The sequence below is a fragment of the Streptomyces sp. NBC_01314 genome (genome assembly GCF_041435215.1).
Classification (GTDB): Bacteria; Actinomycetota; Actinomycetes; order Streptomycetales; family Streptomycetaceae; genus Streptomyces.
In genome coordinates, this window is record NZ_CP108394.1 from 10,509,055 (window position 1) to 10,533,025 (window position 23,971).

Below are 23,971 nucleotides of genomic sequence, written 5' to 3' on the forward strand. Positions count from 1 at the left end.
CCCGCCTCCGGCGGCACAGCGCAGGCGGCGCGACGGACGCGTGGCCGCTCCGGCCCCCGACTTCCAGCCGTGAACCTGCTGTGGATGGTGACTGAGCACCGTGAGCACTCCTGTTGAAGCCGACGTCACCGGTGCGATCCGGGATGCGCTGCTGCGCGGTGAGTACGTGCCGCGACAGCGCCTGGTCGAGGCGGACCTCTGTGAACAGTTCGGCGCCGGCCGCGCCGACGTCAGGTCGGCACTCCGGCAGCCGGCGGCGGAAGGCCTGGCGGAGATCCGGCGCAACCGCGGCGCGCGCGTCCGGGAAATCAGCTTCGCCGAGGCCATCCGGATCACCGAGGTGCGGAGGGTCGTGGAGGGCCTGATCGCCGCTGGCGCGGCGCAGCGGGTCAGCCGGGCGCAGGCCGAGAAACTGCGCGACATCGGCGCGGACATGGCAAAGGCGGTCGCCGACGGCGAACTGATGACCTACAGCGACCTCAACGCCCGTCTTCACGGTTGTGTGCGCGACATCGCCGACCACGAGACGGCCGAGCAGGTCCTCGAACGGCTGCGGGCCCAGGTGGTCCGGCACCAGTTCGTGCTCTCCCTGGTGCCGGGCCGGGCCCATGTGTCGCTGCCCCAGCACCAGCGGATCATCGTGGCGATCGTCAGCGAGGACCCGGCAGCGGCCGAAGCCGCCATGCGGGACCACGTGGCCAGCGTGGTGGAGGCACTGCGGACGCTCGAAGCCCGCCAGGAACGCGCGAGCTGAGCCCCGCCGCGGCGGCAGGCCACGGCGGACCCGCGGCACCCGAAGTGCCCTTCCGCCTTCCAGGAGCGGGAACGAGGCGTACGCCTCCTGCGGACCGACGCTGCCGCTGGAACGCCGCGTGGACCGCCGTACGGGCCGCGCGGCGGCGTGGTGGTCGGCCATGGCTGCTCGCACCCGACTGTCACACTCTGTCGCCCGCGTCGGACTCCTGGACGGTCTTCTTGGCCCAGGCGACTTCGAGCTTGCCGGTGGGGGTTCGGGGCAGGACGTCCGTCAGGACCACGGAGCGCGGCACCTTGTAGCCGGCGAGGCTCTGCCGAGCCCAGTCGCGCAGCTCCTCGCCGGTGACGGTCGTGTCCGCCCGGACCGCCACGACGGCGGCGACCCGCTCGCCCCAGGTCTCGTCAGGGACGCCGACGACGACACAGTCGGTCACACCGGGGTGGGAGAGCAGGGCATTCTCCACTTCCTGCGGGTGCACCTTCTCGCCGCCCGTGTTGATCACGCCCGAGCCGCGTCCGAGGAACCGGATCGCGCCGTCGGCCTCAAGACGGGCGAGGTCACCGGGGATGGCGTACCGGACTCCGTCGATGGTGCGGAACGTCGTCGCGCTCTTCTCGGTGTCCTTGTAGTAACCGAGTGGCATGGGCCCGCAGTAGGCGAGCTTCCCGACGTCGTCACTGCCGGGTTCGACGAACCGGTCGTTGTCGCCGATCACCCTCGTCGCGGGCACGGGGAAGAATCGGGCGGGCAGGTCTCTGAGGGAGGAGGTGATCGCGAAGGCGAAAGGCCCCCCTTCGCTCGACGCGATGGCGTCGATGACCGTGATCTCGGCTCGCTCGTGCAGTCGCCGCTTGAGTACGTCGCTGAGAGCTGTGCCGGAGCTGAGGACCCTGCGCACGGAGCGCAGAGCGTGCGGCGTCCCCGCCTGCTCCGCCCGCACGAGCTCGTCGACGAGCGGTCGGCACACGGCATTGCCCGCGACGATGACCGTCGCGACCCGCTGCTCGGCGACCGTGCGCCAGACGTGCTCCGGGTCGAGCCCGCCCTGCCGCGCGGTGACCGCCCTGCCGCCCACCATCAAAGCGCCCATGGTGTTGAACAGTCCGGTGGCGTGCATCAGCGGCACGACGGGCATGGTGGTCGGCGCGCGGCCTTCGCGGTGTGCCTCGACCGCGATGGCCACGGCCTCGTCGAGCGTCGCCGGCAGCTCGGTGACACCGAGCGGATGGAAGATCGGGACCACCAGGGAGTGCAGCAGATCGCTCTGTCGCCACACCACGCCCTTCGGTTTGCCGGTGGTCCCGCCGGTGTACATGAAGAGCCGATCGGATCCGGGGCGTGGCTGCGGCTTACGCGGTTCATGCGCCGCCAGCAGTTCTTCCAGCTCGGGTACGACAGGCCCGGCCGGGCCGTCGGCAGGCTCAGCGCCGTCCCTCACGAGCAGCTTCAGCGTGCTCACATGGTCGGCGGCATGCGTGACCCGGGCGGCCAGGGCGCCGCTGAAGACGACCACTGCCGCGTCGGCGTCGGTGAGGAGTTCGGAGAGCTCCTCGCCGGTGTAGCGGTAGTTGGCGTTCACCGGTACGGCACCGAGTTTGAAGGCGGCGAAGACCGTCTCCAGGTAGGTGGCGCCGTTGTACAGGTAGCAGGCCACGGTGTCGCCCTCGCCGACCCCGGCCTCTTCCATCGCGGTGGCCAGCCGTGACGCCCGCTCGTCGAACTCACGGTAAGTGATCTCGCGCCCGGGCTCCGTGATGGCGACGGCGTGGGGCAGCGCATGGCACACCGCCTCCCAGATCGTGCCGATGGACACGTCCACGTCTCGGACCTCCTCGTCCTCGATGGCTCGCGCGGACCACATGATCGAGCAGGCCGCTCGTGCGGCCCCGCAGACCCTTTGGGGGGAGTAACGGTCCACGGGGCGCTCTTCCAACCTAGGCAGCCGCCCTCAGCAGGGGGAACGCGAGCATTGACTGAACCCGATCGGCGCTTCGTCCCGCCGATGAACAGGTCGAATGACGTAGGACCGCCCGGAATCCGCCGGGCTACGATGCTGTGACCGGCCCTGAGTCGGCTTCGTCCCCAGGCCGACCGACGCCTGCCGCGGAGGTACCCGGTTCCACGCCGCGTTCGCCTGGCAGAGCGGGCTTCCGGGCAGGTTCATCGTTCGTCGACCATGAGGAGATCGGTCATGTCCGCGTCGCCGCTCGTGGGGTGGGACGACATCGCCGCCGCCGCGCCGGACGGCCTCGCCGTTCTGGACTGCGTGGGCCGCTTCGTACGGCTGAACCCGGCGGCCGTTGCGCTGCTCGAGGCGGACTCGGAGGGTGAGCTGATCGGTGGGCCGTCCCCGTTCACGCCGGCGGAGGGGGGCGGCGCATGCCGGGCCGGGCTGCTGGAAGCCCGATCGGACGAGCAGGTGGCCCACTGGGAGCCGGCATCCGGACCCCGTCGCGAGTTTGCCTACCGGACCCGTAGTCTGCCGACCGACCCGAAGTTCACGGTGGTGTCGTTCCGCGACGTCACCGACGAATGGCATCGGCAGCGCAGGATCGCGGCGATCGCCCGGACGTCGATAGCGCTGGCTTCGGAAGGCTCGCTCGGCTCGACACTGGACGCCGTGGCCCAGCAGATCGTCCAGGCGGACGGCCTGGCCGGCGTGCAGATCCTCACCCTCGACAGCACCGGCCGAGAACTGAGGCTGATGGGTTCTGCAGGGCTGCGGCACTGGGACGGGTTCCTCGACCGTCTCCTGGAGTGTCGTGACCGGGGCGCCCGGCTGTGCATGCTGGACACCCTGAAGGAGCGCAAGCCGATCGTCGTGCCGCACCGATGGGCCCAGATCCTCGAGGATCCCGCCTGGGAACCGCTGCACGCGTACCTCGGGGAGCTGAACTGGGACTCTTTCGTCAGTGTGCCGCTGATGGCGCGCGGCCGTCCCGAAGGGGTGCTGAACGCGTACTTCGCACCGGGCCAGGAGATCGGCGGCCGGACACTGGAGTTCCTCGCCGCCATGGCCGAACAGGCCGCCCTCGCCGTCGACCACGCCATGCTGCTCCAGACGGAGCGCGAGGGCGCCCGCCGTAACGAGCGTCAGCGCCTCGCCCGCGACCTGCACGACTCGATCGTTCAGCAGGTGTTCTCCATCGGCATGCAGGCCAACGCCGTGGGAGTGCTGGGTGCGCGGGGCGAAGCGGTTTCCGCGGTGGCGGTCCGGAACTTCGCGGACGAAGTCGGGTCCCTGTCGCGGACCGTCCTCGCCGATCTCCGGGCCATGGTGCACGAACTCCGTCCGTCCGCCTCCCTCCGGCTCGGGCTGGAGGACGCGGTGACCACGCTCGTCAAGAGCACCGAGAACCGGACGGGTCTCAGCATCCGGCTGGAGTGCGGGCAGGAAGTGGACGCGGTCGAACCCGAACTGGCCGAGGACATGTACCGGATCGTCGCCGAGGCCATCCACAACGTGGTCAAGCACGCGGAGGCCACCACCGTCACCATCCGCCTCGGCATACGCGACCACACACTGACCGCCGTGATCCGCGATGACGGCTGCGGATTCGCGGACTCCGGCGGACGACGGGACACGCCGGACAGCGAAGGGGGCCGAAGGACCGGTCCCCACCGGCACCACGGCTATGGACTGACGACCATGCGCGAAAGGGCGGAGCGATGGGGCGGCACCATGAGGATCAGATCCGGCGCGAGGAGCGGCACGACCGTACGGGTCGTCGTACCCCTTCCGGTACGAGTGCCCCAGGCGCCGCCCGCGGACTCGGAGCGCGGCCGGAACGCTCCGTCGGCGGTCCCGCTTCCGGAGGCGGAGCACTCCGCCCGGTCCGGGTCCTGATCGTCGACGACCACGCCGTGGTACGCCGCGGAATCCGCGCCTACCTCGAGGTCCTGGACGACATGGAGGTGGCTGCGGAGGCCGCCGACGGCCAGGAGGCGCTCACCAGGCTGGACGCGATGGCCGCGCACCGGGAACTGCCGGACGTGGTGCTGATCGACCTGCTCATGCCCAGGATGGACGGGGCCACGGCGATCGGAGCGATCAAGCAGCGTCACCCCGGTGTCCGGGTCGTGGTGCTCACCAGCTTCGGCGAGATGGAACGCGTCCACGCGGCGCTCGCCCAGGGAGCCGCCGGCTACCTGCTCAAGGACGCCGAAGCGGGTGAGGTGGTAGCCGCGATCCGCGCGGCGGCCCGGGGCGAGGTCTTCCTCGACCCCGCGGTGGCCAGGGGACTCACCCAGGAGATCGTTTCGCCACCGACCGGGCTCGCCTCGCTCACCGGCCGGGAACGCGACGTCCTCGTCCTGGTCGCCGAAGGACGGTCGAACCAGCAGATCGCCGACGAGCTGGTGATCAGCGAGCGCACCGCCCGCACCCACGTGAGCAACGTCCTGCGCAAACTCCGGCTCACCTCCCGGACTCAGGCCGCGCTGCTCGCGGTACGGCAAGGGCTGGTGCCCCCGAAGGGCTGACCGCTCCGCCGACCGCGACGGATGTCCCGGACCGGACAGGACAGAGGTCGGCCACAGGTGCCGTCATCAGCGGGATCCTCACGGGCCCCGGCGTTCCTACGCTCAGAAGGAAGCCGTATCGACCAGCTCAGGAGGACATCATGCTCGACGGCAAAGCCGCCATTGTCACAGGTGCGGGCCGAGGCCTGGGACGTGCCTACGCCCGTGCCATGGCGGCGGCGGGTGCCTCCGTCGTCGTGAACGACCTGGACGCCGACGTGGCCAAGGAGACGGTGGACCTGATCACGGACGCGGGCGGAGCAGCTGTCGCGCATGTCGGGGCGGTCGGCGGTTCCGAGTTCGCCGACGGGCTGGTGCGGCGCGCGGTCGACGAGTTCGGCCGGCTCGATGTGATGGTCACCAACGCCGGTGCGCTGCGTGACAGGACCCTGCGCAACACCACCGACGACGACTTCGACGTCGTCGTCAACAGCCATCTGCGCGGTACGTTCACCTGCGGCCGCGCGGCGGCGGCCCACTTCCGGGAACAGGGCGAGGGCGGTCGGCTCATCCTGGTGGGATCGCCGGCGGGGCAGCGCGCCAGCTTCGGCCAGACCGCGTACTCGGCGTCCAAGGGCGCGATCGTCGCGATGACACGCACCTGGGCGCTCGAACTCGCGAAGATCGATGTCACTGTCAACGCCATCGTGCCGACCGCGCTGACCCGCATGGTGGCGACCATGCCCCGGGTCGGTGACCTCGTGGCGAAGGTCGACGCGGGGGAGCCCGTTCCCGGCGCCGTCCGGCGGCAGGGTCTGGGATCGCCGGACGACGTGGCACCGGTGATCGTGTATCTGGCGTCGAAGGAGTCGGCCCACATCACCGGACAGGCCATCGCGGCGGGGGGCGACCGGATCGCTCTGTGGACGCACCCCGGTGAGGTCGAGGAGCGGTTCCGGCAGGACGGCTGGACCGCCGGATCAGTCGCGGAACTCTTCTCCGGCACCTATGCGAACCGGCTTCAGGACTTCAGGCCCACGCCCCTCGATCTGGCGGCCTTCGAGGAGGCGTGACGCGCACGCGGCCCCTCGACGGCCCTCAGGTCCGTGCAGGGGGCGGTGGCTCCTCAGGCCTGCGGCACCGCGGCGACGCGGGCGAAATCCGCGCTGATGTCTCCCGCCGTCTGCAACAGCGGTGGCAGATGCTCCTCGACAAGTCGCTCTACCGATGTCTCGGCCGCGTGACAGTTGACATTGAGCGCCGCGATGACCTGGCCGGAGCCGTCACGCAGCGGGGCCGCGACCGACCGGATACCGGGCGCCAACTGCTGGTCCGTCAGCGCCCATCCCCGTGCTCGCACCTCGCGCAGGGCCGCGTCACGTTCGCCGAGGTCGGGCTGCCAGCACGGCGTCAGCCCCGAGCGGGAAGGCTCGGCGAGCACCTGCTTCAGCTCATCGGCCCGCAAGGCTGCCAGCAGTACCTTTCCCAGAGAGGTCTGCAGAGCCGGAAACCGTGTTCCGATCTGCACCGACAGGGTCACGAGCTTGGGGACAGCCACCCGGGCCACATAGATGATGTCCGATCCGTCCAGCTGAGCCACGGAGCACGACTCGCCGGTTCGCTCCACCAGGCGCTCCATATGGGGCCGCGCGATGTCCCACAGACCCATGGAGCGTACGTAGGCGACCCCGAGTTCGAGCACCCTGGGGGTCAGCGCGAACCCCGCCTCACACGAGCGGACATAGCCCAGTTCCTCCAGGGTCAGCAGAATCCTGCGGGCGGTCGGCCTGGCGAGCCCGGTGGCGCCGGCGACCTGAGCCAGTGACATCTGTGGCTGCCCGGGTGGGAACGCGGCAATGACCTCAAGCCCTCGGGCCAGTGCCTCGATGAAATCCGGTCCTGCTCCCTGGCGTGGCACGTGACTCCTCGGCTGCGGTCGAGCTATGGGTTCGCACGGTCAGCCTAACGTGTGTCCGTGATGCGGACAGGAGTCCAGGCGAGACTTCCGCAGTGAAGGGGTTGACACCGACAGCCTCCGAAGTGACGCTGACCTCACACTGTCCGCCATACGGATGATTGTCCGCTAGGCGTCATAGGCCCTTCTTTCTCGCGCTTCTTGGTCATCCCGTCCTGCACGCTGAGTGGCAGGGAACGGCGCAGAGGCACGGAGCGGTGGGGCACACCTGATCCTTGGAGAGTCGCATGTCCGAAAGAATCCAAACAACACCGGCGGAGACCTGGGCGGCACCTGTCCGGACCGGACTGCTCATCGACGGCAAGACCGTCGAGACCGACGACTGGACAGCCGTCCACAACCCCGCGGCCCCTGATCAGATCGTCGGTCATGCCGCCGCGGCCAGTGTTGAGCAGGCCCGGGCGGCGGTAGCCGCCGCGGACGCGGCGTTCCCGAGCTGGGCAGCGATGCCCGCGCGCCGGCGAGCGGAGATCATCGGCCAGGCGCTCACCCTCCTCGACGGCAGTGAGGCCGAGCGGGCGGCCCTGATGACCCGGGAGAACGGCAAGATCTCCTTCGAGAGCCAGGTGGAGATGGGGGTCTTCGTCGCACGCACCCGGGCGGCGATCGACCTGGCCGACTCCCTCGACCAGGTACGACGCCTCGACGGCCCGCCGCTGACCTCGCACATCCATCGGCTCCCCACGGGCGTGGTCACCGTCATCGTGCCGTTCAACTGGCCGATCGCCATCCTCGGGGCGAGCCTGCCGTACGCGCTGCTCGCCGGGAACACGGCCGTGGTCAAGCCCCCGCCCACCGTGCCGCTGGCCATGGTGCGCACGCTGGAGCTGTTCGCCGCGGGGCTCCCGGCGGGGGTGCTGAACGTCGTGACGGGCAGCAACGACGCGGTCGCCCCACTGCTCACCGACCCTCGTGTCCGAAAGATCGTCTTCACTGGTAGCACGGCCGCCGGCAAGCACATCATGGCGGCCGCCGCACAGAACCTCGCCTCGGTGACGCTCGAACTCGGCGGCAACGACCCCGCGATCGTCCTCGACGACGCCGTACTCGACCAGGAGCACATCGGACGGCTCGTCCAGGGCGCCTTCCTGACCAGCGGCCAGGTCTGCATGGCGGTCAAACGGGTGTACGTCCATCGCTCCCGCTACGACGAGCTCGTCGACGCGCTGACCTCCGCCCTCGACACCCATTGCGTGGGCGCGGGAACCGATCCCGCCTCGACCATGGGCCCGCTCAACAGCGCCGCCCAGCGCGACAAGGTCACCGCCATGCTGGCCGAGGCGGCCGACGCCGGAGCCGAGGTGCGCGAACTGGGCGCCCTGGCCCCCGGCGCCGCCACCTCCGCGGGCCACTTCCTGCGTCCCGCACTCGTCCTCGACCCCGACCCCCGCTTGCGGACCGTCACCGAGGAGCAGTTCGGCCCCGCCCTGCCGATCCTGCCTTTCGACGACGTCGATTCCGTGGTGGACCGGGTCAACAACGACTGGTCGGGACTGTGTTCCTCGGTCTGGAGCGGCGATCCCGCCCAGGCGGGCAGGATCGCGGAAAGGCTGCGTACCGGCACCACCTGGATCAACCACGCCAACGCCGTCGCGTGCGACGACCGGGCTCCCTTCGGCGGCTTCCGTCAGAGTGGCATCGGACGGGAGATGGGCTCGGAGGGCCTGCTCTCCTTCACCGAAGCGCACACCATCACGACGCACGGATAGAAACGGCGAGTGCGGCTGTACCCCGCCGGCCTTGAGTGGGCGGGGTGCAGCCGCACTCCGGCCGTACGTCAGAGCAACGGACCCCGCCCGCTTCGAACGGACGGGGTCCAGCCGTACTCCGGCCGTACGTCACACCAACGGCACGGACACCGCGTTGTAAGGGGTGTTCTCGTCCCGGTCCGGGGTGGTGAAGCGGGAGTTGGGCAGGTAGAGCCGACCCTTGTACGCGGCGGCCGTGGTGGGCAGGTCGAAGCGGTCGTCCCTGATCACCCCGATCGCGGTGCCCCTTGTGCCCGACCGGTTGAGCCGGATCACGTCCACCTGGTTGGGGTTGGGCTGGACCACGTAGAGAGTGCGGCCGATGAGCACCAGCCCGTCGCCGCTGGGCAGCGCCGTGTCACCCAGGTCCACCTTGCGGGCCACGCCGGTGCGGGGGTTGACGCGCATCAGTGAGCCGCCGTCCGCGGCCGCGTTGGTGACGAGCAGGGCGCTGCCGTCGGGGGTGAGCGAGATGCCGTTGGACGTGAAACCGGACTGCACCCAGTCACCGCTCAGCGTGAGGCTCTCCGGGGCGCCGATGCGGCCCTGCCTGCCCAGGGGCAGCTTGAACAGCTGTGCGCTGAACGACTCGGTGAACCAGGCGGCGTCGCGGGTGAGCAGGACGTCGTTGACGAAACTGTTCTCTCCGGCGACCACGTGGTTGGCGAGCAGCGCACCACTGTGGGCGTCGACGACCCGCAGTTCACCACTGCTGCCGCCGGCCAGGAACAGCCGGCCCCAGGAGTCGACCTTCAGGCCGACCGTCATGCGCCCCAGGCCGCGGTGGGCGACCTTGCCCTTGCCGCTCGCGAGGTTCACCCGGTACACGCCGCCGGTGGCGATCGATCCGAAGTAGGCGTACGGCCCGGAGCCGATCGTGACTCCCTCCGGCCCCCACCCGTTGGGCAGCGAGAACTCCATGGGCCAGGACCTGGCGGTGCCCGGGGCGGCCTGTGCCGCACCACCGATCAGGGCCGTCGCTCCCAGGGCGATGCCCGCGCCGAGAAGCTGCCTGCGTGCGAGAGAACTTGTCATCGATCGTCCTTCCACGGAAAACAAGACGGGCCGTGCCGGTCCGGCTGGGCTCCTGGATCAATTTTTGAGAGTTCAAATACCTGTGCACAGCGACGAATGTCCTGACTCTCCTCGGGCCATCGGACGGAAAGCTGCCGGGCCGGTGGGAGCACGGACCGCGAAGGCGCGCCACTCGACACCAGACCGACCTCGCAAGGCCGAACGTCGCGCACGAGATACGTCATTCGTCCTTACTTCCAGCGCTCGCCTCCCGGCTCTCTGTCCAGGCCGTCACCGCTGGGCCATCATCCGAAAACCGGCCGGTCGCAGTGGCGCGACCGGCGTGAGTACGGTGACGGCTTCGCGCCGCACCGGGAAGGCGAGCGGGCATGAGCGTGCAGCGACCGCACATCGAACCGGGCAGGCTGTTCATCGGCGGAGAGTGGCGGGACGCGGAGTCCAAGGAACGGCGCGACGTCATCGACCCGTCCACCGGCAGAGTCGTCACCACGGTTGCGGAGGCCGACGGGGCGGATGTCGCCGCCGCGGTGGCCGCCGCCCGCGAGGCCTTCGACGCGGGGCCCTGGCCCCGGACACCGGCCCGCGAGCGCGCCCGCGTGCTGCACCGGGCGGCCGATCTGGTGCGTGAACGGGCGGACGAGCTCGCCGCTGTCGAGAGCCTCGACGTCGGCAAGCCCGTCTCGTTCAGCCGGGGGGTGGACGTGGAGACCGTGGCCGAGACGTACGAGTACTACTCGGCGCTGGCGCAGAGCCTCGACGGAGCCACGCGGCAGGTCGCCATACCCGCCCACGCCTACACCCGCAGGGAGCCCATCGGCGTGGTGGGAGCGATCACCCCGTTCAACTTCCCGTTGATCCTGAGCACGTCGAAGTTCGCCCCCGCCCTGGCGGCCGGCAACACCATCGTCCACAAACCGGCCGACGAGACCCCCCTCAGCGCGCTGCTGATGGCAGAGATCCTCGCCGACGCCGGCGTTCCCGCGGGTGTGGTGAACGTCGTCACCGGCAGCGGCCCCGTCCTGGGTGAGGCACTGCTGCGTCAACCGGGCGTCGACAAGATCGCCTTCACAGGGTCGACGAGGGTCGGCCGCCTGGTGGCGAGCACGGCCGGCGAGCAACTCAAGCCCGTCACTATGGAGTTGGGTGGCAACGCGCCGCACATCGTCTTCGAGGACGCCGACGTCGGGAAAGCGATCGGCGCGATCATCAAGGCCTTCGTCTTCAACACCGGACAGTTCTGCATGGGCGGACCCCGGCTGCTGGTCCACCGGTCCCTGTACGACACCACGCTGGGCATCCTCGCCGACGCGGTTCCGGCGGTCCCCGTCGGCGACCCCTTCGACCCGGCCACCGTCGTCGGGCCGATGGCCGGCGAGCGGCACGTGGAGAACGTCGAGCGCTTCGTGAAAGCGGCCGTCGAGGACGGCGGCCGCATCGTCGTCGGCGGTGAGCGCTTGGAACTCAACGGCGGTTACTACTTCAAGCCCACCGTCATCGCCGGCCTGGACAACGACGCCCGCACCGTCCAGGAGGAGATCTTCGGCCCGGTGCTGACGGTTCAGCCCTTCGACACCGAGGAAGAGGCGATCGCGCTGGCGAACAGCACGCCGTACGGACTCGCCGCCGGTCTGCAGACTTCCGACCTGGCGCGCGCCCATCGGGTCGCCGCGCGACTGGATGCCGGCATCGTCTGGGTCAACGACTGGGCCATGCTCGATCCCGCCGTGCCCTTCGGCGGCGTCAAGCAGTCCGGCTACGGACGCGAATCCGGGCCGGAGGCGCTGCAGGCGTACACGAGGACCAAGTCGGTCGTTATTTCCCTCGTCTGACCCCTCGACGGGGCCCGCTCCGAGCGCCCGGCCGCCGCCGGCGGGCCCTCCCGGCCGGATCGGCCGGGTGAACTCCGTCCCCGGCTCTTAAGAGCCGGAGGTGAGTCGGGCATGGCGGCCTGGCAGTAGGCGTTGTCGCCCGGGCCATGGACGCCACCGTTGAAGGTGACCCGGTACGGGCGGTTCGGCGCGAAACGGCGGGCGGTGGTGAAGCCGACCGCGTCCTCGTTGTGCATGCCGTTGATGACCCGGGCGCTCAGGTGCCGGCGCAGACCGTAATCGGTGCTCAGGTCTGAAGAGGAATGGGCGGTGAGATCGGCGCGGGACCAAGGCGGTGGACTGCGGCGGTGGACTGCGCGGTGGACCGCCCTCGACGGCCTCAGCTCCTGCCTGAGCGGCGTCACTTTGCAGGAAGGTGAGCCCGCAGCTATCCTCATACTCAACAATGCGACTAGGTGCCTAGTTGTTCAGCGATGGCCGTGTGCCACTTCTATCAGCACCGTTGACGAGAGGCGGTCGGCCCCGTGTCGAGCAGTGGGTATCTGCGCTATGTCGCCCTGGGGGACAGTCACACCGAGGGGCTCGGGGACGGCGACGACGTCCGTGGTCTTCGGGGCTGGGCGGACCGGCTCGCCGAGCAGGTCGCCCGCCACAGCCCCGGCCTGCTCTACGCCAACCTCGCGGTGCGCGGCCGTAAGGCCGGTCAGGTGCGCGCCGAGCAGCTGGCTCCGGCTCTCGCGATGCGGCCCGACCTCGCCACCGTGGTGGCTGGGGTCAACGATGCGTTGCGCCCGGGCTGCGACCTCGACGAGGTGGCCGGCCATGTTGAGGCGATGTTCGCCGCCCTCACGGCGCAGGGCGCCACCGTCGCGACCCTCATGTTTCCCGATGTCGGGCGTATCACGCCGTTGGCCCGCCCGATCGGTCACCGTGTTCTCGCACTCAACGCGCGCATCCGGGAGGCCGCCGACCGCCATGGCGTGGTGGTGGCGGAGACGGCCGCGCACGCGGCGGCGACCGATCCGCGGTTGTGGAGTGCTGACCGGCTGCACGCCGGCCCGCTGGGACACACGCGCATCGCGGCTGCCGTGGCCCAGGCGCTCGGTCTGCCGGGCAGCGACGACAAGTGGACCCTTCCCCTTCCGGCCGAGGGGACAGACATCTCTGTCTGGAGGACCGTGGGTGCCGAACTGCGCTGGGCCGGCACCTTCCTCGGCCCTTGGGTCGGCCGCCGCCTGCGTGGCCGCTCCTCCGGCGACGGCCGCCAGGCCAAGCGGCCGGCGCTGCTTCCGGTGGCCGCGTCCGCTGGGGACACCTCCCCATCGGTGTGATGCTCTGGCCTGCGGCAACGCCGGCGGCTCCTCGTGCTGAACTGCTCTTCACCGGACGGGAGCTGGAAATGAGTGACATCCATCCCTTCGCGTACTGCGCGCGAAGGGTCTGCGGATCGTCAACGACGTGGTCTTAGGCGTCGTGGCACCGCTGTTCACCGTGTTCTACGTCAGTCCAACATCGACCCCGCCAGTCGCCTCCACAAGCTGCTCATCGGCTGGCCGGCGCGGACGAGGGGGCGAAGGCCGGTGGCAGCAGACCGACCTCGGAGTGCGGATCGTCCAGTCGATCAAAAGTCCTCCCAGGGTGGAGACAGGATCGACTGGAAGGTGGTGGACGAGAAGGAGATGACGGAGGAGCTCGGCAAGGGCAAGCTGTTCGGCGCGCTCGTCGCCCCGCGACTTCACCTCCACCGTCGCCGCACTCACCAGCCCCGAGGCGGCGCGCAACGCCGTCCGCCCCACACTCACCGTGCTGACCAGTCGGCCTACGCGCAGGTAGGCAGGGAGCTGACCGCTCAGGCAGAGCCGGCCGTTGCCGTGCTCGATGCTGCTGACCGACCCGACCGTGGCACAGGTCGGGGACGGGCATCCGCTCGACTCCCACAGCGGCCTGGGCCTGAGTGCCTTCTCCTACTCACTCGTCCTCGTCGTCTGCGGCACCTCGCCGCCAATGTCATCAGCGGCAAGGTGGACCACGCCCTCGGCTGCACCCACAGCGACATGGGCACGCTGCGGATCCATAACCTGCTACTGCGGGCGACCCGGGTACAGACCCTGGCCCTCAGCCGCACGCTCATGCCGGGGATGGCTGTTCATCACGATCTTCTACATCGCCATGGCGATACCGACGTCCGGCGCCACGGTCCCCCTCCAGGCACTCCCCGGCTTCCACCGCACCCTCGGCGGGTTCCAGCCCCTGCGTAAGATCACCGGCGTCGTCCGCTCCATCCTCTACTACGACGCCCAGGCGACGCCGGACTGCCCCGAGGCTGGATGATCCTGGGCTTGGGACTCGCGGTCGCGTGCCTCTTCGGCTTCGGCGTGACCCGGTTCTACGACCGCAAGGGACTGCATCGCAATCCCGCCGACAAGGAACCGCAGCCGGTCCTCGCTCGGACACAGACCGACGACCCCTGAGAGGCCGGGCTGCTCACGACCGTCCAGTTACTAACTTTGTTGACTAGCTGTGTGGGTGGGGCCGCCGCAGTCAGCCGTCGGCCCGGAGCGCGGCCGTGCGCTGTTCGAGCCTGCGCAGCGCCATGTCCCCCCACTGGAGGTTCTCCCGCTCGAACGACATCCCGCGCAGCAGGGTGAGATACGGGCCGATGCGCTCGGCCTCGGCGAAGTACGCCTCCTCGGAGTGCCCGTCGAGCAGGCGCTGCCGGAGCCGCTCGTAGCGGGCCAGCTTGGCGGTGGCCCACTCCATGCGCTCGGTGATGGCGGTCCGGACCGCTTCCGTATCGCCCGCGTCCAGGCACTGCACCTTGACAAGCAACTCGTCCCGGATCACCGCCGGTTTACCCAAGGGCTCGGCGGTGTAGGCGTGGACGGCCTTCCGCCCAGCCTCCGTCAAGGAGAACAGTCGCTTGTTGGGGCGGCGCTTCTGCTCGACGACGCGGGCCGTGACGAGCCCTTCGGCCTCCATGCGATCCAGCTCCCGGTAGAGCTGCTGAGGCGTCGACATCCAGAAGTTGGCGACCGTCGCGTCGAACGCCTTCGCGAGGTCGTACCCGGACGCCTCGCCCTCCAACAGTGCGGCCATCACCGCGTTCCGCAAAGCCATGGATTGCACGCTAGCAGATTAATCAACAACATGACTAACAGTCCCCCTTCCCTGTAGACAAGCCCTAATGCGGCCGCTAATCTCCACCACACCTATTAACTTTTCTGAGTATCAGAGGGTGGGCTCATGCATCCCTTCCGCAAGGCCGTCGAGAGCGGCGACCTGGACGCCGTGGCCGCTCTGCTGGCCGACGACGTCGTCTTCACCAGCCCCGTCACCTTCAAGCCGTACCCGGGCAAGGCCATCACCGCCGCGATCCTGCGCGGCGTGCTCCGGGTCTTCGAGGACTTCACCTACATCCGTGAGATCGCCAATTCCGACGGCCGCGATCACGCCTTCGTCTTCACCGCCACTGTCGCCGGCAAGCAGATCCAGGGATGCGACTTCCTGCACTTCGACGACGACGGGAAGATCGACGAGTTCACGGTGATGGTGCGCCCGCTCTCCGCCGCCCAGGCGCTCGGCGAGGCCATGGGCGCCCAGTTCGAGCAGATCGCCCGAGAGGCCGCCGAACAGTAACCACGACGACGGACTTCGACGGACTGCGCACCCTCCTGGAGGAGCGCCACAACGTCCCCGGCGGCTGCGCCACCTTCTTTCGACGAGGCTGCTTCGAGTTCGAGACGGCGCTGCACCGGCTGTCCGGAATCGGCCTGGAAGTCCAGCCGTACACGCTGCGCGGGCTGTTCGAGAAGCTGGGCGTCGCTGACTCGCTGTAGTTCGTCCAGGAGCACGACCTGTATCGCGCCGTGGTACCCGGCCGGCACGATGTGACCCTGCCCGCCGACTGGGCCGGCGCCGTGGACGCCCTGGAGGACGCCTTCCCCAGCAACCGCGCCCGCGTCGAGCGTTTCTTCGCGCTCGCCAGGGACGTGACGGAGCCGTCACGGCACACGACCTCGACGCCCGGATGTTCGCGCAGCCAAGTTCCCAGCGTGTCGGCGGTGCGGTCGGGCAGCACGTCGATCCGCTCATAGGTCTCGGCGTCGATCACCACGGTGGCATAGCGGTGCCGCCGGCGCAGAGCGAAGTCGTCGACGCCGATCACGCGGGGCGCCCGCCCGGTGGGCAACGGGATGCGCAGCAGGGCGCGCAGGGCCGTGTGGCGAGCAGGCCCGCCGTGAGTATCGCAATCAAATGAGATCCCGCCCGGCCCGCTAACTCCTTCACCACAGCCTTGACTGCCCGTCTACGATCAGGTCGTTCGATGCGTCCTCGGCCGGCCCAAGTCTTTCTGGCTCGACCTGCATGCCGCGCTGCGCGTCGACAACTGGGCGCTGCATCACGAGTTGATGGCCCTACGGCAGGCCGCAGACCTCCCAGAGACCGCCAGTGCGCTACGGGTCTGTGACGTGGTGCTCTGGATGCATCACCGTACGGATCATCAGCAGGGGAGTTGTACCGGAATCTGAAGTCCGTCGGCCGCGCACAAGGGAGCCTTACGCTCGGAGGGCTGGATTTCCTGCTCCGGTGACACGCCTTGTGACCTGCGCTGTACCAAAGTGCCAACTATCTCTCTGATTTCGTACCGACGGTCGCTGAACATAGTTGGCATCAGCGCAGGTCACGAATGTGCCCTGGCGCCAACTAGCGATCCTGGTCACACTGTTCTGTTTGCAACATGCAGCGGTGTTCATCCGGTCTTCGTCACTTGGAGCGAAGCGGCACCAGCCGGCCATGGCTGGTCGGCTGGTGCCGCGCCCTGCGTGACGGACAGGTCTCGTCACATGGAGGTCGCCATCTCCGGGCTGCCGTAGTAGGCGTCGGGGCCGTCGGGGAGGGGGCGCCGAGCAGAGGGGCTGCCGCTCAGGCGGACGCCTCGGCGCGGATGCGGCGCAGACGGTGCATGACCTCGTTGGCACCGCGGCCGAAGTAGTCGTGCAGGAGCCGGTACTCGGCGAACAGGCGGTCGTAGGCCGCGGCGCGCTCGGGGTCGGGCAGGTGGACGGCTCGGTGGACCTTGCCCATCGCGTGGGCGGCGGCCCGGATGTCGGGGTACGCGCCGGCGGCGACCGCGGCGTGCATCGCGGCGCCCAGGGCCGGACCCTGGGCGGAACCGATGACGCCCAGAGGGCGACGGGTGACGTCGGCGTAGATCTGCATGAGCAGCGCGTTCTTCGTCAGGCCGCCCGCGATGATGAGCTCCTCCACCGGCACGCCGGCGGTTTCGAACGCCTCGATGATGGTGCGGGTGCCGAAGGCGGTGGCCTCCAGCAGCGCGCGGTAGACGTCCTCGGGGCGCGTGGACAGCGTCAGGCCCACCAGGACGCCGCTCAGGTCGTGGTCGACCAGGACGGAACGGTTGCCGCTGTGCCAGTCCAGGGCGATCAGTCCGTGTTCGCCCACCTGCTGCCCTGCTGCGAGGGCCGTCAGGTGTTCGTGCGCGTTCCGCCCCACGGCGGCGGCCTCCTGGGCGTACGACGCGGGAAATCCGGTGCGCACGAACCAGCCGAAGATGTCGCCGACACCGCTCTGCCCGGCCTCGTAACCCCACAGGCCCGGCAGGATGCCGCCATCGACGACACCGCACATGCCCGGCACCTCGGCCCACCGGTCGGAGCTCATCACATGGCAGGTGGAGGTGCCCATGATGGCCACCATGTGTCCTGGCTCCACGGCCCCGGCCGCGGGAGCCGTCACATGGGCGTCGACATTGCCCACACACACCGCGATGCCCTCGGGCAGCCCCGTCCACGCGGCCGCCTCGGCCGTGAGCGTCCCGGCCGGTGCGCCCAGTTCGCCGATCGGCCGGTCCAGTTTGTCGGCTACGAAGTCGGCGAACGCGGGGTTGAGCGCGGCGAGGTAGTCGCGGGAGGGGTAAGCGCCGTCCTGGAACTGGCCCTTGTACCCGGCGGTGCAGGCGTTGCGGAGGTAGGTGCCGCACAGCCGCCACACGATCCAGTCGGCGGCCTCGATCCAGCGGTCGGTCAGCTCGTAGAGCTCCGGGTCCTCTTCCAGCAGTTGCAGAGCCTTGGCGAACTCCCACTCCGAGGAGATCTTCCCGCCGTACCGCGCCAGCCATTCCTCCCCCCGTTCCTCGGCGAGTGCCGTGATCCGGTCGGCCTGTGCCTGGGCCGCGTGGTGACGCCACAGCTTGGGGTAGGCGTGCGGGCGGCCCGCGAGGCCGGGCAGTTCGCACAGGGGCATACCGTCGGCGCGGACCGGCAGGACTGTGCAGGCGGTGAAGTCGGTGCCGATCCCGATCACCTGGTGGGGCTGGACACCGGACCGGCCGACGGCCTCCGCCACGGCGGTACGCAGGACGTCGATGTAGTCGGACGGAACCTGCAGGGCCCAGTCGGGCGTCAGGCGGGTGCCGTCCGGGAGTTCACTGTCGAGGACGGCATGGGTGTACGGGTGTTCCGCCACCGCCAGTTCGGCGCCGTCGCGAACGCGGACCACCACGGCCCGGCCGGACAGGGTGCCGAAGTCGACGCCGACGACATAGGTCTCGGCGTCCGCGTGTTCCTTGTGATCGGCGTCCACCACCGAACCACCTTTCTCTTCGATATTTCGTACGTCGTTCGGTTTCTCGGACACGGGTGGGCGAGTGATCCCACAGTGACAGGGGGCCGGTCGGGGGCCCGGCCCGATCGCCGGGCCCCGCCGCTGGTCCTGTCAGGCCTTTGCAGTGAAGGGGCCGCCTACTCGACGAGCTCCCAGTCCTGCGAGCCGTCCGTGACCGCATTCTGCAGAGTCAGCTGCGCTCCGGCGGACGCACCGGTCAGGTACAGGTTCGTGTTCTTGACGGACTGGAGCTTGTAGAACCCGTCGGCGGTCTTGATGAGGTTCCAGCTGCCGGTGGCGCTGTTGTCGACCCACTGGCCGATCTTCTGGCCGGCCGTCGCGTTGCCCGTCCAGATGGCCGCCGCGCGTCCGCCCGCCTTGTTCAGCAGCGTTTTGCCGCCGTTGGACTCGGTGACCACGTGCCAGAACTGGGTGTCCGGGTTCGACGCCGATCCAGGCGCCTCCAACCGACCTCATGCTTGCGCTTGCTGAACAAACGGCATACCGGACGCCTGGGAGCGTGGGCCGGCGCTGATTCCCGGCGCCCCGTCCGACGTCGGCCGTACCGACGGCGGTGACGCGAACGGGTACACCGAATCACCAAATCGAGAGCTGTCTCAACGAGCACGCGGGAGGGTGACGCCGTAACTCTCCGCGGCTCTCCCTACGGGCGCAGGAGCAACTTGCCGCGCGCACGGCCGGACTCGCTCAGCTCGTGTGCCTTGGCGGCGTCGGCGAGCGGGAAGCTCTGGTCGACGCGCACACGCAGTTGGCCGTCGGAGGCGAGGCGGGCGTACTCGGTGAGCTCGGGCCCGAACCGTCGGTTGTCGCCGGAGAAGGTGATGCCCAGCTCGAAGGCCCGGGGGTCGGAGATGGTGACGATGCGGTCGGTGGTGCCGCCGCGCAGCTCCACGGAGACATCCAGCGCGTCGATGCCGGCGACGTCGTAGACGGCGTCGATGCCCTGCGGGGCAACGGCGCGGACCCGGTCGGCGAGGCCGTCGCCGTACACCACGGGGATCGCGCCGAGAGAGCGCAGGTAGTCGTGGTTGGCCTCGGACGCCGTACCGATCACGGTGACACCGCGGGCCACGGCGAGCTGAACGCCGACGGAGCCGACCACGCTCGCGGCTCCGTGGATCAGCAGCGTCTCGTCCTGGCCCACCGCGAGCGCACCCAGCGCACGGTCGGAGGTCTCGACGGCCACGGGCAGCGCGGCGGCCGTCTCCCAGTCGAGGCCGGCCGGCTTGAGCGCGAAGTCCGAGGCCAAGGCGTACTCGGCATAGGCGCCGGTCTCGGTCCAGCCCATCACCTCGTCCCCGACCGAGACACCGGTGACGCCCTCCCCCAGCTCGTCGACGATGCCGGCCGCTTCCATACCGGGAACGGCGGGGAAGGATACGGGGCCCATCATCTCCTGGACCCAGCCGTGGCGAATCTTGAAGTCGATGGGGTTGACGGCGGCGGCCACGATCCTTATCCGCACCTGCCCGGGGCCGGCATGCGGCTCCGTCACCTCCGCCTGCCGAAGAACCTCCGGACCGCCGTACTCCTCGTACGAGATCGCCTTCACGCCTGTCACTTCCCGTCATATGTATGCATCTGTATGCATCAGGCCGCCGTGACGGCGGCCTGTCGTGGACAACACCTCCAGCCTCCGGCTGCGCGGCTCGGCTGCCGCTGTCCTTTCGGACGGTTCGGACTAGCCGAAAGGACGATCCGGCGGGAGAGCCGACTGCTTACGCTGGCAGACATGAACCTGATGGCCGCAGTCCAGCTGATCCAGGCGCCGCTGTCCGAGAACCTGTCGCGCCTGTCCGCCGCGCTGGCGGAGGCCATTCCGCACCGGGCGATCGCCCAGCTGTCCGGCAACTGCGCGTACTCGCCGTATCTGACTCACGGTGAGCCCTCCGGCCGGCCCCACTCCGTCGCCACCGCCGCCGACCTGGCCGCGCTGCGGCCGCTGTTGCCGGCGAGGGGAAACTGGCAGGGGCGGGCACGGATGGCGGGCGTCGATGTGCCCGTGCTGGCCCTGACCAGCGATATCACCGAGCAGGGCGCGCTGCTGGTCGTCATACGGACCGAGGACACCCCTGTACCGGAGGAGCACCTGACGCCCGCCCAGCTGATGTGGGACCTGGTGACCGCGCACCGGGAAGGTCTGCGGTCCGAGGCGCTCCCCGGGTCGCTGGCCGCGTCGCGAGCCGCGGCAGCGGCACGGGCCGCGGCCATCGCCGAACTCGGCGACGCACACGGGGCCGCGCTGACCGCCCTGCTCGGCGTCCTGCGCGACCGCGACCTGGACGACAGCAATGCCCGTACGCGCGCCGTAGACCTCGCCGTCTCCGCCCACGCCGAACTGCGTTCCCGGGCCGAACTCGACCAGTCGCTGGCGGAGGAGCGGGCCGGGGACGCCTTCGAGCGGCTCGCCGTGTCGCTGCGCCGCATCCTGCACACCCGCGGCGTACGGCTGGAGCTGAGCCCGCCCGGCGCGAAGGAAGGCGCGGACCGGCAACTGCCCACCGATGTCACCCACACGGCGCTGGCCGTCGTCCGGGCCACCGTGCACGCGTCACTGGAGGACCAGGTCCACGGTCCGGACGATGACGCGGAGCACCGCATCCACGTCGGCTGGAAGGTCGGTACGGACGAACTGCGCGCCACCGTTCGGGACAACGGGCCCGGGACTCTGTCCCGCAGCGCCCTCGACGCCCGCCGCGTCACCGAGCGACTGGCGCCGCTCGGCGGGCGGCTCGACTTGGACGCGGTGCCCGGTTGGGGCACGACGGTGACTCTCGAGATCCCTCTCGCATCGTCCAACACACCCCGCCAGGATCCGCTGACCGCGCTCGGCGGACGGGAGCTGGAGGTACTGGGACAGCTGGCCCGCGGTCGACGCAACCGGGACATCGCGCAGGATCTGCGCATCAGCGAGTCGACGGTGAAGTTCCACGTCGCGAAGGTCCTCGGCAAGCTTGGGGTCAGCTCCCGCGGGGAGGCGGCCGCCCTCGCCCACGAATGGGGCGCGGGCGCCTAGTGTCCTGAGTCTTTGATTCGGTTCAGATATCCGGCGAGGCGTTCGAAGATCTCGTCGGCGGTCTTCGTCCAGACGAAAGGTCGGGGATCTTCGTTCCAGGTGGCGATCCAGGAGCGGATGTCTTTCTCCAGGGCCTGCACGTTCTTGTGGACGCCGCGCCGTATCTGCTTGTCCGTCAGCAGGCCGAACCAGCGCTCGTCGGGTAGGACCGCTGCATTGCTGCAGCGGTCCCCCCTCAGAACCGGCCGTGCCCGATTTCCAGGCAACCGGCTCAAGCAAGCTCTATGGCTCGCGGGCTGGTCAGAAGTGCTGGCGACTTGCCGATGCCGGTGGTCAGCCGACGGTGGCAGTGGGTGTGGATCAGACGTGGGGCGGCGGATTTGTCCGGCTTGCCGTTGCCCGCATCAGCGATGATCGCGTGTTTCCGGATCGCCGTGCGGGTGACCTTGAGCCACTGTTCCCACTGGTCGGGAGTTTGCGGCTCGTGGTCGGCGTGCAGCAACAGCCCTCCGCAGACTGGACATCGGCCGTCCTGCTTCTGCAATAGATGCAGGGTGCCTTTGCCCAGCGGGAGTTTGCCGCGGCGACGCCGCTTGGCCCAGAAGTCGACCAGGGTGGGATCGTCGGTCGACGCCGTTCCTGGCACCATCCGGTGCCGGACGATCGGCGTCCAGGCGAACTTGTAGAGGTAGAAACCGCTGGTGCGGTCCCCGAACACCCACCTGTCATACCTGAACGGGTTGAACATGCCGAAGTACCGGTCGGTCACCCAGCGCTTCGACTTGTTCGCGTGAGAGAACTTGGCCCACTTGTAGACCAGCCTCCACACGTAGGCGTCCAGCGAGTTGAACGCCCGCTTGGACACCCCGATCCGGTAGTAGGCGGCCCAGCCCTTGATGATCGGGTTGAGCTTGGCGATCACCGCGTCGGCGTTGGCCCCTCGCAGGGCCAGCATCTCGGCGGCGAGCCGTTCCCGGATCCGCCACAGGGCCGCGTTGCTCGGCTTGGTCAGCAACTTGCCGCGATAGCGTCGGATGTTGAACCCCAGGAAGTCGCAGCCCTCATCGAGGTGGACAACGCGCGTCTTGTCCTCGTTGAAAGCCAGTCCCCGGGGCGCGAGCCACGCGGCGAGCCGTGCCTTGACCTCCTCGGCTTGTTCCTGCGAGTGGCACAGGGCGAGGAGGTCGTCGGCGTAGACGACCAGAACCGGTGAGTCACGCGCCAAAATCGCGGCATCGCTGCCGAGAGTCTGGTAGCGGACTCCAGCGGCCTTTCCCATTCCATGCAAAGCGATATTCAACAACGCGGGACTGATCACCCCGCCCTGAGGAGTTCCTTCCAACGTGGGGGCGAACCAACCTTTCTCGACCACGCCCGCCTTCAGCCATCCGGCGATCATTCCCCTTCCGGGAAACGAACCCAGCGACGTGAGCAGATTATCGTGGTCGATCCGGTCGAATGCCGCTTTCAAGTCGGCGTCGAGCACCCACAGGCGCTTGGCGGTCTTGCCGCACGCCGTCGTGTGGATGGCCACAATCGCGTCATGACAGCCACGGCCGGGACGGAAGCCGTAGACCTTCGGTTCCAGCCGTGCCTCCCACTCGGGCTCCAGCGCATTCAGTGCCAGAGCTTGGAGGCATCTGTCAGCGATCACGGGAATTCCGAGCGGGCGCTGTTTTCCATTCGCCTTGGCGATATACACCCGCTTGACGGGCTTGGGTTTCCACGGGGCCGCGCCATGCTGGACCCAGTCGGCCAGCTCGGCCTTTTCCTGGGGCGGCAGGACGACTTTCCCGTCAACCCCCGCCGTCTTGCGGCCAGCGTTGACCTCCGTGACCCGCCGCACACTCACGAGTGCGTTGGCGCGGGAGCGGAGCATCAGCTTCTGCAGATTCCTGACCTTGGCCAGGTCTCCTGCCTGCGATGCCGTGAAGATGCGCTGCCGCAGACGCCGTACGTCGTCCTCGACCCTCCGCCAGTCGATCGACGGCCAGTCGGTGATCTCGCCCTCCGGTCCGTTCGCTATGCCGACGGCGGTCGCTGCGGCTTGCGCCGTCCCGGCCGCGTGTGTCGTCATGACGTCCAACTTTTCCTTCGGTTCCGGTGTCTTCGGTCTTCGTGCCTTCACAAGCTCACCAGACCCACGTCAGCACCCTTTCAGGTCGGGGTATCGGCCCCTATCCGGCCAGTTATGCGGGAACCGCCGACGGAGGTGTCGGCATGTGGTTCCCGGTTTCCTGCTGCCTTTCGGCCACCGGCATTCGCTTGCTGGGTCTTCCTGCGCCCGCTGGAGATTTGGGCCTTACTTGCGGTTGGCTTACCAGGCCAGAAACTTATTGCCTGGACTCCATCGGGGTTGTCACGTTCCGCATGAGAGAGGTGCTGCCGGGGAGGGTGCCCTCTGCACCCCGGGGACGGCGGTGCACTCCCGACCGGTCAGATATCTCCGGTCGGCGCCTGCCACTTTTCAATGGCCAGTCCCTATCTCCCGCTGAAACAACCCAT

General features: G+C 69.2%; 20 protein-coding genes and 2 pseudogenes. 12 read left to right on the top strand and 10 right to left on the bottom strand.

The genetic code is table 11. The annotated features are described in order from the left end of the window. Positions 1 to 100 precede the first annotated feature (100 nt). A complete protein-coding gene (locus OG622_RS46250) occupies positions 101 to 754 on the top strand; it encodes a GntR family transcriptional regulator (RefSeq protein ID WP_371583099.1) in 654 nt (217 codons plus the stop codon). Between the two features lie 181 nt (positions 755 to 935). On the opposite strand, the gene OG622_RS46255 is transcribed toward OG622_RS46250, so the two are convergent. Continuing rightward, positions 936 to 2,675: an AMP-binding protein gene (locus OG622_RS46255; protein WP_371583101.1), complete on the bottom strand. Its 1,740-nt coding sequence runs from the start codon at positions 2,673 to 2,675 to the stop codon at positions 936 to 938. Between the two features lie 273 nt (positions 2,676 to 2,948). Between OG622_RS46255 and OG622_RS46260 the strand changes: the two genes are divergently transcribed. From OG622_RS46260 to OG622_RS46270, 3 genes are all read left to right on the top strand, one after another. After that, positions 2,949 to 4,604 (top strand): ATP-binding protein, encoded by a 1,656-nt coding sequence (locus OG622_RS46260; protein ID WP_371583102.1) that lies wholly within the window; start codon positions 2,949 to 2,951, stop codon positions 4,602 to 4,604. A 17-nt stretch (positions 4,605 to 4,621) separates the two neighbouring features. Beyond that, positions 4,622 to 5,239 (top strand): response regulator transcription factor, encoded by a 618-nt coding sequence (locus tag OG622_RS46265; RefSeq protein WP_234441052.1) that lies wholly within the window; start codon positions 4,622 to 4,624, stop codon positions 5,237 to 5,239. Positions 5,240 to 5,379: 140 nt separating this feature from the next. Then, entirely contained in the window at positions 5,380 to 6,291 is a 912-nt protein-coding gene (locus OG622_RS46270; protein ID WP_371583104.1) for an SDR family NAD(P)-dependent oxidoreductase, read from the top strand. Between the two features lie 53 nt (positions 6,292 to 6,344). On the opposite strand, the gene OG622_RS46275 is transcribed toward OG622_RS46270, so the two are convergent. After that, on the bottom strand, positions 6,345 to 7,136 hold the full coding sequence (locus tag OG622_RS46275) for an IclR family transcriptional regulator C-terminal domain-containing protein (RefSeq protein WP_371583106.1): 792 nt from the start codon (positions 7,134 to 7,136) through the stop codon (positions 6,345 to 6,347). Between the two features lie 284 nt (positions 7,137 to 7,420). On the opposite strand from OG622_RS46275, the gene OG622_RS46280 reads away from it, so the two are divergent. After that, positions 7,421 to 8,902, top strand: coding sequence for an aldehyde dehydrogenase family protein (locus OG622_RS46280; protein WP_371583108.1), 1,482 nt, complete (start codon positions 7,421 to 7,423; stop codon positions 8,900 to 8,902). Positions 8,903 to 9,031: 129 nt separating this feature from the next. Here the strand turns inward: OG622_RS46280 and OG622_RS46285 are convergent, their stop codons facing one another. Further along, positions 9,032 to 9,976, bottom strand: coding sequence for a superoxide dismutase (locus tag OG622_RS46285; RefSeq protein WP_371583109.1), 945 nt, complete (start codon positions 9,974 to 9,976; stop codon positions 9,032 to 9,034). Between the two features lie 368 nt (positions 9,977 to 10,344). Between OG622_RS46285 and OG622_RS46290 the strand changes: the two genes are divergently transcribed. The 4 genes from OG622_RS46290 (at position 10,345) to OG622_RS46305 (ending at position 14,276) form a co-directional block, all read left to right on the top strand. Then, positions 10,345 to 11,805, top strand: coding sequence for an aldehyde dehydrogenase (locus OG622_RS46290; protein WP_371583111.1), 1,461 nt, complete (start codon positions 10,345 to 10,347; stop codon positions 11,803 to 11,805). A 524-nt stretch (positions 11,806 to 12,329) separates the two neighbouring features. Next, positions 12,330 to 13,136 carry an SGNH/GDSL hydrolase family protein gene (locus OG622_RS46295; protein ID WP_371583112.1) on the top strand — a complete coding sequence of 269 codons (807 nt, stop codon included), beginning with the start codon at positions 12,330 to 12,332 and terminating at the stop codon, positions 13,134 to 13,136. 838 nt (positions 13,137 to 13,974) lie between these two features. Next, positions 13,975 to 14,136, top strand: a complete 162-nt coding sequence (locus tag OG622_RS46300; protein ID WP_371583114.1) for a hypothetical protein — start codon at positions 13,975 to 13,977, stop codon at positions 14,134 to 14,136. 8 nt (positions 14,137 to 14,144) lie between these two features. Further along, the gene (locus OG622_RS46305) at positions 14,145 to 14,276 is read left to right on the top strand and encodes a hypothetical protein (RefSeq protein ID WP_351057686.1); all 132 of its coding nucleotides are present in this window, start codon (positions 14,145 to 14,147) and stop codon (positions 14,274 to 14,276) included. A gap of 70 nt (positions 14,277 to 14,346) precedes the next feature. Here OG622_RS46305 and OG622_RS46310 read toward each other — a convergent pair whose 3' ends face one another. Then, the gene (locus OG622_RS46310) at positions 14,347 to 14,922 is read right to left on the bottom strand and encodes a PadR family transcriptional regulator (protein WP_371583116.1); all 576 of its coding nucleotides are present in this window, start codon (positions 14,920 to 14,922) and stop codon (positions 14,347 to 14,349) included. A gap of 126 nt (positions 14,923 to 15,048) precedes the next feature. Here OG622_RS46310 and OG622_RS46315 point away from each other — a divergent pair, with 126 nt between their 5' ends. Then, the gene (locus OG622_RS46315) at positions 15,049 to 15,441 is read left to right on the top strand and encodes a nuclear transport factor 2 family protein (RefSeq protein WP_371583118.1); all 393 of its coding nucleotides are present in this window, start codon (positions 15,049 to 15,051) and stop codon (positions 15,439 to 15,441) included. On the opposite strand, the gene OG622_RS46320 is transcribed toward OG622_RS46315, so the two are convergent. Further along, complete coding sequence (locus tag OG622_RS46320) at positions 15,344 to 15,970, bottom strand: transposase (protein ID WP_371583120.1); 627 nt, start codon at positions 15,968 to 15,970, stop codon at positions 15,344 to 15,346. The genes OG622_RS46315 and OG622_RS46320 overlap by 98 nt on opposite strands. A gap of 133 nt (positions 15,971 to 16,103) precedes the next feature. On the opposite strand from OG622_RS46320, the gene OG622_RS46325 reads away from it, so the two are divergent. Further along, a complete protein-coding gene (locus OG622_RS46325) occupies positions 16,104 to 16,334 on the top strand; it encodes a DUF6308 family protein (RefSeq protein ID WP_371584432.1) in 231 nt (76 codons plus the stop codon). Positions 16,335 to 16,728: 394 nt separating this feature from the next. Here OG622_RS46325 and araB read toward each other — a convergent pair whose 3' ends face one another. From araB to OG622_RS46340, 3 genes and pseudogenes are all read right to left on the bottom strand, one after another. After that, positions 16,729 to 18,411, bottom strand: a complete 1,683-nt coding sequence (gene araB / locus OG622_RS46330) for a ribulokinase (protein WP_371583121.1) — start codon at positions 18,409 to 18,411, stop codon at positions 16,729 to 16,731. 155 nt (positions 18,412 to 18,566) lie between these two features. Next, positions 18,567 to 18,896: pseudogene (locus OG622_RS46335) on the bottom strand (RICIN domain-containing protein); the annotation flags it as partial. Between the two features lie 197 nt (positions 18,897 to 19,093). After that, entirely contained in the window at positions 19,094 to 20,002 is a 909-nt protein-coding gene (locus OG622_RS46340; protein WP_371583122.1) for an NADP-dependent oxidoreductase, read from the bottom strand. A gap of 180 nt (positions 20,003 to 20,182) precedes the next feature. Here OG622_RS46340 and OG622_RS46345 point away from each other — a divergent pair, with 180 nt between their 5' ends. Continuing rightward, complete coding sequence (locus OG622_RS46345) at positions 20,183 to 21,466, top strand: LuxR C-terminal-related transcriptional regulator (RefSeq protein ID WP_371583124.1); 1,284 nt, start codon at positions 20,183 to 20,185, stop codon at positions 21,464 to 21,466. On the opposite strand, the pseudogene OG622_RS46350 reads toward OG622_RS46345, so the two are convergent. Together OG622_RS46350 and OG622_RS46355 are read right to left on the bottom strand one after the other, a co-directional pair. Next, positions 21,463 to 21,663, bottom strand: a pseudogene (locus tag OG622_RS46350) (IS630 family transposase); the annotation flags it as partial. The gene OG622_RS46345 and the pseudogene OG622_RS46350 sit on opposite strands and share 4 nt — an antisense overlap. Positions 21,664 to 21,737: 74 nt before the next feature. Next, positions 21,738 to 23,543 (bottom strand): reverse transcriptase domain-containing protein, encoded by a 1,806-nt coding sequence (locus tag OG622_RS46355; protein WP_371572569.1) that lies wholly within the window; start codon positions 23,541 to 23,543, stop codon positions 21,738 to 21,740. Positions 23,544 to 23,971: the final 428 nt, after the last annotated feature.